This is a genomic window from Paenibacillus pinisoli (assembly GCF_003605435.1).
Taxonomy (GTDB): domain Bacteria; phylum Bacillota; class Bacilli; order Paenibacillales; family Paenibacillaceae; genus Pristimantibacillus; species Pristimantibacillus pinisoli.
In genome coordinates this window covers 134,060-149,612 of record NZ_QXQB01000001.1, presented here as the reverse complement: position 1 = coordinate 149,612, position 15,553 = coordinate 134,060, and the positions used below count along the sequence as shown (strand labels likewise).

11 protein-coding genes are annotated in these 15,553 nt (G+C 51.2%); 8 read left to right on the top strand and 3 right to left on the bottom strand.

All coding sequences use genetic code 11. From position 1 onward, the window contains the following. The first annotated feature begins 137 nt into the window (after nucleotides 1-137). Entirely contained in the window at nucleotides 138-2,510 is a 2,373-nt protein-coding gene (locus D3P09_RS00740; RefSeq protein WP_120106263.1) for a polyprenyl synthetase family protein, read from the top strand. 97 nt (nucleotides 2,511-2,607) lie between these two features. Here D3P09_RS00740 and D3P09_RS00735 read toward each other — a convergent pair whose 3' ends face one another. Continuing rightward, on the bottom strand, nucleotides 2,608-4,737 hold the full coding sequence (locus D3P09_RS00735) for a heavy metal translocating P-type ATPase (protein ID WP_120106260.1): 2,130 nt from the start codon (nucleotides 4,735-4,737) through the stop codon (nucleotides 2,608-2,610). A 228-nt stretch (nucleotides 4,738-4,965) separates the two neighbouring features. Between D3P09_RS00735 and D3P09_RS00730 the strand changes: the two genes are divergently transcribed. From D3P09_RS00730 to D3P09_RS00700, 7 genes are all read left to right on the top strand, one after another. Further along, nucleotides 4,966-6,462 carry a spore germination protein gene (locus D3P09_RS00730; RefSeq protein WP_120108426.1) on the top strand — a complete coding sequence of 499 codons (1,497 nt, stop codon included), beginning with the start codon at nucleotides 4,966-4,968 and terminating at the stop codon, nucleotides 6,460-6,462. Beyond that, nucleotides 6,459-7,655 carry a Ger(x)C family spore germination protein gene (locus tag D3P09_RS00725; RefSeq protein ID WP_165867263.1) on the top strand — a complete coding sequence of 399 codons (1,197 nt, stop codon included), beginning with the start codon at nucleotides 6,459-6,461 and terminating at the stop codon, nucleotides 7,653-7,655. The genes D3P09_RS00730 and D3P09_RS00725 overlap by 4 nt, the downstream gene beginning before the upstream one ends. Beyond that, the gene (locus D3P09_RS00720) at nucleotides 7,645-8,748 is read left to right on the top strand and encodes a GerAB/ArcD/ProY family transporter (RefSeq protein ID WP_120106254.1); all 1,104 of its coding nucleotides are present in this window, start codon (nucleotides 7,645-7,647) and stop codon (nucleotides 8,746-8,748) included. The genes D3P09_RS00725 and D3P09_RS00720 overlap by 11 nt, the downstream gene beginning before the upstream one ends. Next, entirely contained in the window at nucleotides 8,745-8,948 is a 204-nt protein-coding gene (locus D3P09_RS00715; RefSeq protein WP_120106251.1) for a hypothetical protein, read from the top strand. The genes D3P09_RS00720 and D3P09_RS00715 overlap by 4 nt, the downstream gene beginning before the upstream one ends. Before the next feature lie 672 nt (nucleotides 8,949-9,620). Beyond that, on the top strand, nucleotides 9,621-10,973 hold the full coding sequence (locus D3P09_RS00710; RefSeq protein ID WP_120108425.1) for a lytic polysaccharide monooxygenase: 1,353 nt from the start codon (nucleotides 9,621-9,623) through the stop codon (nucleotides 10,971-10,973). 158 nt (nucleotides 10,974-11,131) lie between these two features. Continuing rightward, nucleotides 11,132-13,123, top strand: a complete 1,992-nt coding sequence (locus D3P09_RS00705; protein WP_120106248.1) for a Na+/H+ antiporter — start codon at nucleotides 11,132-11,134, stop codon at nucleotides 13,121-13,123. Between the two features lie 274 nt (nucleotides 13,124-13,397). Next, nucleotides 13,398-14,063: an SDR family NAD(P)-dependent oxidoreductase gene (locus D3P09_RS00700; RefSeq protein WP_120106245.1), complete on the top strand. Its 666-nt coding sequence runs from the start codon at nucleotides 13,398-13,400 to the stop codon at nucleotides 14,061-14,063. 261 nt (nucleotides 14,064-14,324) lie between these two features. Here the strand turns inward: D3P09_RS00700 and D3P09_RS00695 are convergent, their stop codons facing one another. Next, complete coding sequence (locus D3P09_RS00695) at nucleotides 14,325-14,651, bottom strand: AzlD domain-containing protein (protein ID WP_120106242.1); 327 nt, start codon at nucleotides 14,649-14,651, stop codon at nucleotides 14,325-14,327. Next, nucleotides 14,642-15,379, bottom strand: a complete 738-nt coding sequence (locus tag D3P09_RS00690) for an AzlC family ABC transporter permease (protein ID WP_120106239.1) — start codon at nucleotides 15,377-15,379, stop codon at nucleotides 14,642-14,644. Before D3P09_RS00690 ends, D3P09_RS00695 begins: the two co-directional genes overlap by 10 nt. Nucleotides 15,380-15,553: the final 174 nt, after the last annotated feature.

Below are 15,553 nucleotides of genomic sequence, written 5' to 3'. Positions count from 1 at the left end.
ACGTATATAGTGGTGAGATCATCCGGCCGGCGGGAATAGATAAATAAAGCTAGCCAGCCATCCCAGGATAGACCTCATCTGCCCGAGTGGAACATATAGATCAAATTATCATAATAAAAGCTGAGGGAATCTACTGTATGAATGAGACGATCATGGATGATGCCGATGCATGGTATCGGCGGGCGGAAGGGAAAGCCGCTCATTATTTCGCAGCTTTGAGGATAGGGCTGGCAAGCAAGTCCTATGTGCCTGCTTTGACAGAGGATATTCGTCAATGGAAGAGAAATCCGATTCATCAATCCGTGCTTTCGCTCATGGCGCGAAGCGCCCGCAAGCCAGATTCTAAGCAATATGACCGTTATATTCAGTGGCTGCGGTACACAGGCAAGCTTGATGATTATTTGGATCGAAGCGTGTCCTATATTTATATGAGAGATCTGGGGCAGGCGCTCCATTCTCATAAGACGCAGAAAAAGATACGCAAGGTAGTTAATGACGTTAAGAAAAAGCTTTCGGCTGCCTCCAAGCAGCACGAGGGAGACGCTCTGAATCTGGCTAATCTCTACCGTTGGGCTCAGAAGGAAGGCGTCGAGGATGCCGTCATATGGGTAATGGATAAGCTGAGGATTGTATCCGCAAGATTGCCGAAGGAGATGGATGCGGATCATGCTTTGCGGAAGCTGATCAAGATTATAGTCGGTGTCGTCATGCATGTTACGGATGAAATGGATGGGGCAGCGGACGCTGATGAACGCTCCAAAAGGCTGGATGAAGCCATCCGGCTGGGCTACTCCTACGGCTTAACGTATCCATTTATCGATGATTTGCTGGATTGCAGCCTGCTTAATGCGGAGGAGAAGCAGCAGTATTCGGATATGATACGGACATCGCTGCTTGAGGGAACGGTTCCCGAGCATTGTGAGTGGCCGGGACCGAACCAAGAGCTTGTTCAGTATGTTCATGCAGAGCTGCGGGAGGCATTTAACTACATTAAACATTATCAGAAGCCAGATCGGCTGCATGCGTTCTATGAGCAATCTTATGTATTCTTCCAAGCGCAGGACGTCGACAGGCGCAAGAAGCTCGACAATCCCGGATATACGAACGAAGAGCTGTATTACCCCGTAATTCTGAAATCCGCCGCTTCACGATTGATCGTGCGAACGGTGCTTAGCGCATCCGAGGATGAGGATTTCGATCAGCATACGTTCTATTACGGCATCTATAATCAGCTGGCGGATGATTTTGCAGATGTATTCGAGGATATGCGGGATGGCGCAGTAACGCCTTATACTTATTATCTTCGATATCGTGTTAAGCGGCCGGACTTGATTAATCCATTCGAGTTGTATTGGACTGTGATTGCTCACTTGATCCGCGAGGTCTACCGCGGGCACGGCAAGACGCGGGATATATTGCTGGACCGGGCAATCAACGGGTTGAAGCGGTGCAAGGAGCGGATTGGCGCCGAGAAATATAACGAGTTGATGGGTATTCTGGCTTCCGGCAATCCGGAATTCAATCGGCTTGTTCAGCACATGGTGAACAAGGCGGAGGATGTCGATTTCTACGACAAGCTGCTGCGGGACAGGTTGATAGATGTGCTTAGGCGCAATAGGCAGGAAAAAGAAGCTTTCCGCAATACAGTCGAGTCCGTGCGGGAACAGATCAATTATCATCTGCCAATCGCAGCCGACCCTGATGCTCCGCCGATGAAGATATCCTTGATCGATGCGGCGAACTATAGCCTTGAAGGCGGCGGCAAACGCCTCAGGCCTGTCTTGGCGTGGGTAATGGGCGTGCAGGTGTACGGACTTCCGACTTCCTCGCTAACGCCGTTAATACGCTCGCTCGAATATATGCATACCGCATCTCTCATTTTCGATGATCTCCCGTCTCAGGATAATGCGTCGGTACGCAGAGGAAAGCCGACCTTGCATCAGCTCCATGACAGCGCGGCAGCGGAGCTGACGGGACTGTACCTGATCCAGAAAGCAACGCAGGAACAGGCTTCGCTTACCGATTTCGATCCGCATGCAGTATTAGCCTTGATGCGATATTCGTCCCAAAAAGCAGGGGAGATGAGTATGGGTCAAGCGATGGATTTGCAGTTCAAAGGGATGACGCTGACACTGGAGCAGCTCCGTGCAGTCTCGTATTACAAGACGGGCATCGCCTTCGAGGCATGTCTGGTCATGCCGGCTATTCTCGCTCAAGTCGGCGATGCCGAGATGGGGAAGCTGAAGGCTTTTGCTTATCATGCCGGAATCGCCTTTCAGATCAAAGACGACTTGCTGGATGCTGAAGGCGAAACCCATACGCTTGGCAAACCCGCAGGGAAAGATGCGGACAACAATATTTCATCGTTTGTGGCTATTCTGGGCCTGGATGCTGCCAAGAGAGAGATGTGGGAGCATTATTGTCTGGCGATGGACGTGCTTGATGGCATGGAGCGGCCTAACGGATTCTTGAAGCAGCTTCTGCATTTCATGGTCAACCGCGATCATTAAGCCAACAGCGCATTTGCCGACAAAAGAACCTTCAGCAGCTTGATGGGCCGCTTGAAGGTTCTTTGGCGTTATAGCGAGATGGATCGAGTGAGTTTCACTAAGCTTTACGAAGCGATTTTCGCTCGATCATAATGGTCAAGCTGACCAAAGTGACAAATATGGTGGCGCCCATATCCGAGAGAATGGCGATCCATAGCGTCAGCCAGCCCGGAATGGTCAAGAGCAGAGCGACCACCTTTAAGCCTAGCGCAACAATGATATTGAATTTGATGACGCGGTTGACGCGCCTCGCTACCGATACCGCTTCCGGCAGCTTGCCCAAGTGGTCTTGCATCAAGACGATATCCGCAGTCTCGATCGCGCTGTCCGTGCCTTTGCCCATGGCAATGCCAAGCTGTGCGGAGGCCAGCGCAGGAGCGTCATTGATGCCGTCGCCGATCATGGCGACAGTGCCCCCGGCGGACAGCTCCCTCACCCGGCTTACCTTATCTTCGGGGAGCAGTCCTCCGTAATAATCGGATACGCCCACAGCCGAGGCTACTTTTTCCGCCGTTTTCGGATGGTCGCCAGTCAGCATGACGGTATGCTTAATACCGAGCTGATGCAGCGAAGCAATAACGGAACGGCTTTCTTCACGAATCTCGTCGGAGATGCCGAACAAGCCAAGCACCTTCTGGTCGTCTGCGGCAAGGACAAGCGTCAGGCCTTCTTCTTTCATCCTGTTGATCCGGTTTTGGATCTCGTCCGGGATGGATAGATGGCTGATGCTTTTTTCATTGCCGAGCCAATACGCCTTTCCTTCTATGCGAGCTTGAATGCCGCTGCCCGATAAGGTTGTAATCTCATCCGGCTCAGGGATCGCTATCGCTTTGCTTTGCACTTCCTTCATGATGGCTTTGGCCAGCGGATGGGAAGAGGTGCTCTCGATTGCGCCGGTAACCCGGTAGAATTGCTCTTCATCATAGACTTCAACCTGTGCAACATGCGGCTCGCCTTTCGTCAATGTGCCCGTCTTGTCAAAAGCCAGCGTATCGATCTTGCCGAGCTGCTCCAGGAATACGCCGCCTTTCACGAGTATGCCGTTGCGGGCTGTACGCGTAATGCCGGAAACGATAGCGATCGGCGAAGACAGAATCAGGGCACAAGGGCATCCGACGATAAGAACGGATAGTCCTTGATATAGGGAACTCATCCAATCCGCCTGGAAGAAGAGGGGCGGCAGCACGATAACAACCGCTGCTATGAGCATGATGAGCGGCGTATAATATTTTGCGAATTTATTGATGAACAGCTCGGTAGGCGTCTTGGTCTCTTGTGCTTCTTGGACGAGATGCAGAATCTTCGCCAGTGAGGAGTCCTTATAAGCCTTCTCGATTCGGACAATCAGCAGGCCTTCATTGTTGATGCTGCCTCCGAAGACCGGCTCCCCGGCTTCCTTCTCTACCGGCAAGGATTCCCCTGTAATGGCGGCTTCGTTCACCGAGCTTCGGCCATCCGATACAATTCCGTCGGAAGGGATCTTCTCGCCGGGCTTGATTTTCACCAGATCGCCAACCTGCAGGGAGGCAATAGGAACGACTGTCTCTTGTCCATGCTCCAGCTTAATCGCTTCCTTAGGCGCGACTTGCAGCAAAGTTTCCATCGATCTGCGGGCTTTTTCCATCCCGTAGCCCTCAAGCAATTCATTGAGGCCGAACAAGATGGCAACCAGCGTAGCTTCCTTCCACTCGCCGATGGCGATGGCCCCGATAAGAGCGATGGTCATTAGGGTATCGATATTAAACGTAAGCTTGAACAGATTTTTTAAGCCGCGAATGAACGTTGTATATCCGCTTATTACCGTTGCCGCCAGGAAGAGCAGGATGATGGCCTGCTGATTCAGCGTACCTTCCAGCAACAAAGCGGCAACATAGATGACCCCTGAGCCAATAAGCAGCTTGAGCATTCTATTATTGCCGTCCGCATGCGAATGGCTGTGGTCATGGCCGTCATGGCCGCCGTGCTCGCCAGCATGATGATGATCATGTTCCGGCGATTTGGCGATATACGCGTTGTCCGATTTCAAGATCCGGTTCACGTCTTTCATAGACACGTCCGGATTCAGGGTAAGCTTGCCGGAGTTATAGCTCAGCGTGGCGTCTTGGCCATGCTCTAATCTCTTGATCTCATCTTCAATCCGCTGTGCGCAGCCTGCGCACGACAGTCCTTTGACACGATATTCATTCATAAAGGCAACCTTCTTTCAAAAACAATGTATGAATACTTACTCATATATTATGTTATCCCGAAGGATAAGTCAAACCTAATTTACCCAATTTGGAATAAAACCATCAGTCGTATATGACCCGATATTCCCGTGTATCACTGTATGGGCAGCAGTGCTGCAAATGTGCATATCCACATCCCGGTTGGACATACTGGGAGAAGATTACTGTTGATGAATGGAGCTTCGCGTATGTCCAATCAAGATCCGCGCCAGGCACAGAAACCTAGCTATGACCGCCATAACCCGTCTGCATTTGTCGATTGGCTGAAGGATACGCTGCATGATCCGCCGGATCTTATGATTCATTCGCTAGTCATAACTTCGGATATACCCTGCTATTGCGTGTTTCTGGATACGTTGACCGACAAAAACAAGATTGAGCAAGAGCTGTTGGCCTTTTTGAGCAAGACAGACTCTCTTGAGGATGTGCATGAGCCGAAAGACAGAATGGCAGTGATTAGGAAACGGATTCCGTTCAGTTCGATAGCCTGCACCGATGATCCTAAGCTTTGTGCGGACAATCTGCTAAAAGGCTACTGTCTGGTCGTCCTATGCGGCTCGCCTGAAGTGATGATGATTCAGATGGCTCAGAGCAGCAAGCGGGATGTGTCTGAGCCGCTTACGGAATCGACCGTGCGCGGGCCGCAGCTTGGATTTACGGAGGAGCTCGGCAGCAACCTGTCGCTGCTTCGCAAACGGATCAAAAGCGTGCATCTGCACATTGAACAAACAGCTCTTGGCATGGAGACAGAAAATCATGTGGCGCTGCTGTTCATGGACGACCTGGCCGCTGATGAAGTAGTAGAAGAGTTTCGCAAGCGGCTGCATGCGATAAAGAGCGATAGCGTACTGGATAGCGCCTATGTGGAGGAGTGGATTCAAGACCGCACTTTTTCTCCGTTTTCTACACTGCTAAGCACCGAAAGGCCGGATATTGTGACGGCCCACCTTCTGGAGGGCGGCGTAGCGGTGATCGTTGACGGCAGTCCGATCGCATTGGTGGGTCCGATTACGCTGTTCCAGTTTTTTATTGCACCCGAAGACTACTATCAGCGGGCGGATATCGCGACGCTGCTGCGCTGGGTGCGCATCTTGTCATTTATGCTTTCGATCTTTGTCCCGGCCCTGTATGTGGCGGTCGTCTCCTATCACCAGGAGCTGCTTCCGACATCGCTGCTGATCAGCATTGCGGGACAGAGGGAGGGTGTGCCATTCCCCGCATTTGTAGAGGCGACAATCATGATGGTCACCTTCGAGGTGCTGCGGGAGGCTGGACTGCGAATGCCCCGTATCGCCGGTCAGGCGATCTCCATCGTCGGGGCGCTAGTGCTTGGCCAAGCGGCTGTAACAGCCGGGCTTGTATCGACGGCGATGGTTATCGTCGTGGCCATTACGGCGATTTCCAACTTTGTCGCGCCTTCCTACAGCTTCGGCATCACGCAGAGGCTGCTCCAGTTTTTTTACCTGATGATGGCAGGTGCAATGGGATTGTTCGGTGTATTATGCGGTGTACTGTTCACCATCGTTCATCTGGCATCCATCAAGTCGTTTAATGTGCCTTACTTGTCGCCAATAGCGCCTGTGGTCTTATCCGATTGGAAGGATGTCCTTGTCAGGGTGCCCCGGCCATGGATGAAGAACTACCCGACGGAGAATCATGCGAAAAAAGGGCGGAGGGGGCTATGAGACCGGCGATTCGGAGGATCGCGCTGGCTGGACTTGCTCTATGCTGTCTGACGGGATGCTGGGATCGGACAGAAATTAATGAACTGGCGATAGTCGGTCTGGTCGGCTCCGAGGAGAATAAGGAAACCGGCGCCAGCATTGTCTATTATCAAATCGTCAATCCGGTGGCCTTCTCGCAAGAATCGGGAAAAGGCGGAACTTCCCCCGTATATACATACAAGGTAGAAGGCGAATCGAGGGGAGAGACAGGGCGCAGGTCAGCCGAGAGCTTGCCGCGCAAGCTGTTCACTGATCATTATCAGACCCATATTATTACGGAGGCGCTAGCCCGCAAGGGTCTGAGGCAATTCGTCAATTTCTACGAAAGGCAATACAACCGCCGCTCCAGCTTGCTGTTGTTCATCACAGACTCCAAGCTGTCCGATGTCATGATGACCTATACGCCGCTTGAGCAGCTTCCCGGCCGCACATTGCGGGCGCTTGTGCATAATACGAACATGTCCACAGGCCGAATCAGCTTGAAGTCTCGCGTAAAGGATCTGGTGGAGAACATGGAATCCTCCAAATGTACTATGCTTCCTGTCATCAGCCTGAGCGATTCCAAGCCGTTCCAGACGATTAAGCGCTTTGAGACGATTGAAGCCAATCGAAGCAATCTGGTCCTGAGCGGCGTTGCCGTAATCAAGCAGGATCGAATGGTCGGGAGAATTGGGCTGAGGGATAACGGCTATTACAATCTGTTGAAAGGCGAGACGAACACCTTCTTCCAAACTATAAAAATGAACAACAGGGACATCGACTTGTTTGCCAACAAAATAAAGGTGAAGCAAAGCTTGACCCAAGCAGGCGGAGTCCCGGTCTGGAATGTGAAGATCACAGCAAATCTGGCGATTCATAACAATGAACAGATGGAGAAGCTTACCTGGGAGAATCTGTCCAAGCTTACGGATGAATTCAATCGCGAGGTCAGCGAGACAACCAACCAGCTTTATAAGAGGGCACTGAAGAAAGAATGGGATTTGTTCGGCTTGGCGGACATGATCAAGAGCAAGCGGGGTAGCGCGTGGAAAGCCATTCAGGACAAGGAGGAGGCCTGGAAGGACACGAGGCTTAACTTGAAAGTCACCAGCTCTGTGAACGATGTAGGAGAAATAATTAATCCATATATGGGAGGGAAGGCTAGTGGAAAGTAGTAAAATAACGGTATGGCAATTTTTTGTGCTCACGCTATCCTTCCTTGCCGGAACTTCTTTTTTCTTTATTCCGGGCGGTCTAATAGCCGTAGCCAAGCAGGATGCATGGATCATCCCGTTTTGGGCAGGCGCCGCAGGCATAGCGGCTGCGCTAATTTGGATTAGGCTTGCCCGGCAATACCCGGGCATGTCCATTATCCATATTTGCATGAAGGTAGCGGGCAAGCCGATAGGCGGCTTGCTGGCGTTCTTGTATATTACCTACTTTATCCAGTTGTCAGTCTTTATTACCCGCAATGTAGGAGACTTTATGAAGCAGACTATGATGCCGATTACGCCGCTGACGGTCTTTCATTCCATGTTCCTCGTCATTACGGCTTATGCGGTCATAAAAGGAATTGAGACGATCGCCAGATCTTCTGAGCTGCTGTTCATCATTATGGCGCTTACTTTTGTGCTCATTTTCTGCATGGCGCTGGCGCAGTGGGACTGGAACCACTTTCAGGGCAGCTTTCGCATGAATGTATGGGAGAGTCTTGTGGAAACAAGAAACATCTTCGGATTCCCGTTTTTGGAGTCGCTGGTATTTTTGATGCTGTTTCCATTTGTGCAGGCGAAGGTGAAGCGCAGTTTTATCTGGGCGATTATAATGGCGACGGCACTTCTTAGCTTAACAACATTTTTTACGATCGGGGTGCTCGGCGTTACGCGCGCTTCTCACGATACGTATCCTTTGTTTGTAATTGCGCAGGAGGTTCATGTAGGGACGTTCTTCGAGCATCTGGAATCGACGATTGCGCTTATCTTGCTTGCTGCGATTTTCATTAAGCTCTCCATCGCTTACTATTGCTCGGTACTGGGCTTATGCCAGCTGTTCCGTATTTCAAGCCGGTTTTGGGTGACGATTGCATTGATCCTGCTCATATCCGGGCTGGCGCTGGGCTACGATAACGTTGTCGAGAACATTGAGTTCAGCCAGCGGTATGATTTTGAGTACACGCTGCTGTACAGCATCTTTATCCCTTGTCTGCTGCTGCTCGTGTCATGGATACGGAAGGGCTGGGGCAAGCGGCGGGAGGAGCCTGCTTCATGATATGGTTTATACTCCTGTTCATCGTTATATTCGGAGGCAGTCTGACCCTTATGATCCGGCAGCGCACGGAGAAGAGGGAGATTGTGCTGGTAACAACTCTGCTGCTGCTCGGCTTCGCTGACTGGATGAGCGTCTTTCTGAACCATAAGTTCAAGTCGAGCAAAGTCATCGCGCTGCTGATTGATTTAGTCGGGCTATAGGGGAGTTTGTCAGCTTTTTGGGCAAATTCTATTTTTTTCAAAAATAATAGTACACAAATAGTAGAATCTGCATTATAATAGAATTATTCTAAAACCCCAGCACGAATCCGAACCAGGACACCTACTTATCCGGTTAGATTCAGCTAGTTTCGACCCCACAACTATTCTTCGACTATGCATCAGTCCCACTTGGATTGAATCCATCATTGCTCCAGCATTTGTCCTTGCATTCCGACAACCCACATCCCTTACCGGCTAACTCGCTATCTCTTTATCATTAATCAGGCCAATTCATTTTCATTTTGAATAATCATTTTAATGACAACGCTTACAAAATAAAATTGTGATATTTGTCACACCAAGTGTGTATATTTCAACTCGGATAGCGCAGCGTTCATCCCGTTACCGCTACATACTTCTTCGCGCTTGCCAGAAAAGCGTACGTGCGATGAACCCGTCTCAACTCGATTATGCAGAGGTCTCCATGCGTATATAGGCTCATTATGAGTTTATATAAATCGGTTGTATAAGGGGTTGGTCTATTTCGTTATGCTTTGCCGCTAGGTTTGGCCACATTGCAGAGAGGAGGCAGCCCGCAATAGCACTCCATAAGTTTGTGTAGGAGATAGGTGGACACCCATACCAACCTAAACCCAAGGAGGTAATGTGATGATGCTTCAAGTCCGTATGAATTCAACTCTCATAAGGCGCGTTCTGATGGTTAGCGGTGGTCTCTTGCTGTTATTCGCTTGTATGCTTGCTTTCTCCAAGTCTGTCTCCGCCCACGGTTACGTGGATGATCCGGCAAGCCGGGCCATCCAGTGCAAGAACGGCCTCAATACGAATTGCGGCCCGATTATTTATGAGCCGCAAAGCCTTGAAGGGCTGAAGGGCTTCCCGCAGGCAGGTCCGGCTGACGGTAAAATCGCCAGTGCGGGGCTCGCGGCCTTCTCTGCCCTCGATCAGCAATCGGCAACACGTTGGAACAAAGTCAATATGACAAGCGGCACGAATACGTTCACTTGGAAGTTCACGGCGCGTCACGCTACGACGAGCTACCGCTACTTCATCACAAAGCCGGACTGGAATCCGAATGCGCCGCTGACTCGCGCGCAGCTGGATCTGACGCCGTTCTGTACCATTAACGGCAACGGGCAGCAGCCGCCGGCTACGCTGTCGCATACTTGTAACGTTCCGTCCAGAACGGGCTACCATATTATTCTTGCGGTATGGGATATTGCCGATACGCAAAACGCATGGTATATCGCCATTGATGCGCAATTCGGCCCATCGGACACAATCGCTCCAACAACGCCTTCCAACCTGACAGCAGGCACAGTCGGCATTACAACTGCTGCGCTTTCGTGGGGAGCTTCCACGGATAACAACAGTGTAGCCGGCTATGAGATCTATAGCGGCTCTAACCCATCGCCGATTGCTACTGTACCGGGCACTCAGACGAGTGTGAATTTGACGAATCTGCTCGCCGGAACGACATACACTTTCACGGTGAAGGCCTTCGACGGATCAGGCAACCGCTCACCAGCGAGCAATAGCGTCACGGTGACGACGGTTGCGCAGCCGATCGATAATACTCCGCCGACCAATCCGACAGGACTGCATGTCATGGGCACGCCGGGCTCCAATTCGGTAACGCTCATGTGGAATGCATCGACGGATGCGAACGGCATCGCAGGCTACCGGATTTACTCCGGCAATACTGTGATCGCAACGGTAGTTGGCACAGCAACCGAGAAGCTCGTAACGGGCTTGTCGCCGAACACGAATTACACGTTCACAGTCAGGGCATATGACCCGTCGAACAATGAATCCGGCAACAGCAATGCCATTACGGTCACAACGGCTCAAGGCCCTAGCGCAACGGCTTGGGCGCCGAATACGGCATATGCGGTGAATGCGCTTGTATCCTATAACGGCAAAGTCTACAAGTGTATCCAAGCGCATACTTCGCTGAATGGCTGGGAGCCAAGCAATGTGCCGGCTCTATGGCAGCTGCAGCCTTAATCAATTGAAATAATGGGCCCCCGTTCCTCCATATGGAGGAGCGGGGGCTTCTCTCATTTGAATCGTGTGAACTCTCTGCGTCCAGGCATAATTACGGCAAGGTATCAAATAATAACCATCTAGACTAGGCTGCATCGTTATGCAAAAGGAGCAGAACCATGGAACTGTTTTTACTCGTCTTCATCATGATTGGATTTATTGGATTATCGAATGTGCTGAACCGCTTTGTGCCCTTTATTCCGATACCGCTCATACAGATTGCGCTTGGCATGGCCATCGCATTAACGCCGCTGGCGGAGCATCTGGAGCTGAATCCGGAATTATTTTTTGTGCTGTTTATCGCACCTCTGCTATTTAATGATGGAAGAAGAACGCCGCGCAATGAGCTGTGGCAGCTGCGGGCGCCGATTCTGCTGATGGCGCTGGGACTTGTCCTTGCCACGGTGCTTGTGGCAGGGCCGTTCATTCATTGGCTTATACCGGATATTCCGCTGGCTGCGGCATTCGCGCTTGCCGCGATTCTGTCGCCGACCGATGCGGTGGCTGTCGGATCGCTGGCCGGGCGAATCCGGCTTCCTTCCTCCATCATGAGGCTGCTGGAGGGTGAAGCTCTGATGAATGACGCATCGGGACTTGTGGCGTTCAAATTTGCGATAGCGGCTGCCGTTACGGGGGAGTTCTCTGCGGCCCGAGCGACGGTAAGCTTTTTCCTTATTGCAATCGGAGGCCTGGCGGTTGGCGCCATTATGGCGTTCCTGATCATATGGCTGCGCGTCTATCTGCGGCGGTTGGGCATGGAGGACGTCACGGTACATATGCTGATTATGATTCTGACGCCGTTTCTGATTTATTTGGTATCGGAGGAGTTAGGCGTATCGGGCATCCTGGCAGTTGTTGCTGCGGGCATCGTCCATGCGATTGAACGGGATCGGCTACAGGCGGCTACAGCGGAGCTCCGTATCGTGTCGGAAAGCACATGGACGGTTATTTTGTTTATATTGAACGGCTTGGTGTTCGTTCTGCTTGGGCTGGAGGTTCCGAGCGTAGCATCCGTCATTATTGAAAATGAGGCGTACCCGAACGGCATTGTCATAGGGTATACCTTGCTTATAACGGCAATCTTGCTTCTATTGCGGTTTGTGTGGGTGTACTTGTTCGCATCAGGGCGGCGGCTCCGGGATGCGCTGCTCACCTCGCTGTCAGGGGTGCGAGGGGCTGTAACGCTGGCAGGCGCGTTTTCGATTCCGCTTATTGTATCAGGCGGAACGCCTTTTCCAGAGCGGGATTTGATCATTTGCTTGTCTGCGGGTGTGATCTTGCTGACGCTGATTTTGGCTAGTGCCTTGCTCCCTGTCCTAAGCAGGGATACGAAAGCCGAGCTTGAGGCCCTGGAAGGCTACTCGGAAAATCAGGCGCAAATGAAAGTGCTGAAAGCGGGACTGAAGACGGTGCGCGATCATATGAACGATGAGAATAGGGCGGCAGCATTAACGATCATGAACCAATATCAGCAGGAGCTTCAATGGCTGAAGGGCAGGGAACAAGGAAGCTTTGCCGATATTCAGAAGAAAACGGTAGAAATGCGGCTGCTCGCCTTGCGTGCAGAAGCGAAGACTGTGCGGCGCGAGCTGGAGCAAGGGGAAATTAATGAGGAAGTTGCGGGCATTTGCCAATATGCGCTTAAGCAGACAGAAGTGGCGCTGACGAATCGGCTTAAATTTATGTTTTCAGCCGTTCTCTTCACCATTCGCCATTTTATCAAAAAAAGCCTGTATCCCGGCCGCAAGCCAAAGTGGACCAAAGAGGGGCTCGAGCAGTACAAGGAGATAAAGCTTCAGTGCATCCATAATGCGGTTGATGAGATAAAAGCATGCACTGATGATACGAACCGCGCGGCTGCAATGTCGGTCATTTCCCATTATCGTCAGATCGAGGAGATGCTCCAGTCGGATGAGTTCAGAGCATCAATGAATGAAGAGCTGCAGGAGCAGAAGAAGGAGCTGCAGGCAAAGGCGATTCAAAGCGAGCGCAATGTCGTTCAAGCGCTGTATGAGCAAGGGGATATCGACCGCTCCATGACCGGCAAATTGCATATGTTCATCAATTACCGGGAGGCCAGCCTGTTCGAGAATGAAACGATGGAATCTTAATGGCTGCAACGATACAGGAGTGCTATCGGAACCTTTGTCGTAGGCAGCAAGCTGAATGACTTGAGGTCTATAAAGGGAACGATGGAAGGAAGTGATAGAAGGAAGCGATATAGCGATTTATAGATCAAACCAGAATCACGACCAATAATATCAATAATTCCTATTGGATAAATAGGTTTTAGAATGCCATAATGAACTCGGGTGCAGCCTTATGTGAATTGAAAAAATTTAATTCGCGAGCGCATGCCAATTATCGTGGGAGGGGTGCCTTAGCGTGAGCAAACCATCGGCAGTTATCGTAGGCGCTGGGCCTGGAATCGGGCTAAGCGTGGCCAAAGCGTTCGGCAAGCATGGCTATCGCGTCATTCTAGTATCGCGCAATGAGCAGTCGCTTCAACTGCTCGTAAGCGAGTTGCTTGCATCTAACATTGAAGCGCATTGCATTCAAGGGGATGCCGGGGAGACGGAATCCATAGAGTCCGCATTCCAAAATATTAAAGCAAGCTACGGCTCGCCAGAAGTATTGGTATATAATGCAGCGGCTCTTCAAGCTGGGCTGCCAACCTCGCTCACGCCGGACCAGCTAAGCCGCGAGCTTACGGTCAATGTGTCAGGAGCGCTGGCAAGCGCGCTGCAGGTAATCCCCGGGCAGGAAGAACAGGGCAAAGGCACGATTCTGTTCACCGGAGGGGGCTTCGCGCTGCATCCGTCCACGAAATACGCCTCTTTGTCGCTCGGCAAAGCAGCACTGCGCAGCTTGGCTTTCTCTCTAGGCGAGGAATTGGCGCCGAAAGGCATTCATGTCGGTATCGTGACCATTGCGGGCTACGTTGCGAAGGATACGCACTTCGACCCGGATCGAATCGCCGAGGTTTACTGGCATCTGCATGCCAATCGGCAGGGTCATGAAGTCGTATATGAGGAATCCCAAGTTTCCTGATGTAGGGCTGAGCTTTCGATCATATTTTCCTGATAGCTATTCTACGTACATTTTCCGCAGCCTCTAATTCCGCTTAATCGGCGAGCTCAGTATGATGTTGAAAATGTAGATCGCCAGTTTAGCTCATGCTGCGCGCGTTGTTGCTAATAGGAGCATTAGGGATAATAGTTCTTGCAGATCAATTTGTTTGATACGGGGCAATTATCAAAAAAACTGACCATTCATAAATGGTCAGTTTTTGCTTATCTACGCTCAGGAGCCTTACAGCCACAATCGCAAGAGCATCAGAGATAATACGCCGGTCACTACTGTCAGCAGCAGGCTTCTTGTTTGAATTGCGACGATAAAGGCGGGTATCGCCGCCAAAAGGTTCAAGTTGCTGCCTATTGGAATCCATTCTCCGTTATGCAAAAAAAGCTCCTGCCCAATCAATGCCGCCATGACCGCGATTGGAACAAAACTCAGCCAGCGCTCGGCCCATTCCGGCAGCTCGAACCGAGACAAGATCATGAGCGGGATTACCCTCGGAAGAAAGGTTAGGATCGCCGCGCCAAGCAGAATGAACAGCACTTCTGGTCTTACTTCCATCTTTTATCCACCGCCATTCCAATAGTTGAAGCTACAATCGTTGCAATAATAATGCCCATGCTGCCTGAGAAGAGGAGCGCGCTTCCAATAGCAACTGCTGCCGCAATTAACGCAATGGCGATATCCAGCTTAAGCTTGCCTCTGCCTAATATAGATAGCACCAACAGTCCAATGAACATGGCTGGAAGCGCAAAGCCGAGGCCGTACTGCTCCGGATTGGAGATCCAATTCGCCAGCATTGCCCCTGCAAGATTGGCAATTAGCCAGTTCAGATAAGCGGTCACGTTGAGGCCATGCATCCAGCGCTCGCCAAGCTTTTTGCGCGTCACCGCTTGTTGGATTGCGACGCCGAAAGTTTCATCCGTGAGCAGAGAGCCTACCCACATATTTCGCCATACGGATAGATGGCGGAAGTAAGGGGAGAGAGAAGCGCTTAGCAGCAGATGGCGCAGATTCACGAAAAAGATCGTAAAGATAATAGCTGCCGGCGAGCTTCCGGCTGCAATCATCCCGGCAAAGATAAACTGGGCGGAGCCAGCATAGAGCAACAGGCTTAACAGGGCAATCTCGGTTATGGTAAGGCCAGCTGTTTTTTGTACCACGCCGGCAGCAAGCCCAATGCTTAGGTAGCCTAACAGGGTTGGGACGCAGTCCTTAACTCCCTGGAGAAAGCTGTCTTGCTCAGCTAGTTTCTCTCCAGCGGGTATGCTTCTTGTTTCTGACGACACGCGGGCGTCCCTCCATTCCTAGTTGTTGTGTGCCTGTCCGCAAGTTGCTGCGGGGCACTGTTTATAATTTAGTAGTTAGTGTAATACGCGCTTCCAACATCCGCAATATATAGATTCTTCGAAGTGCAAAGCAGCAAGCATGTGCCAGTCACGCTCCGAGAGCTGCAATCCGAG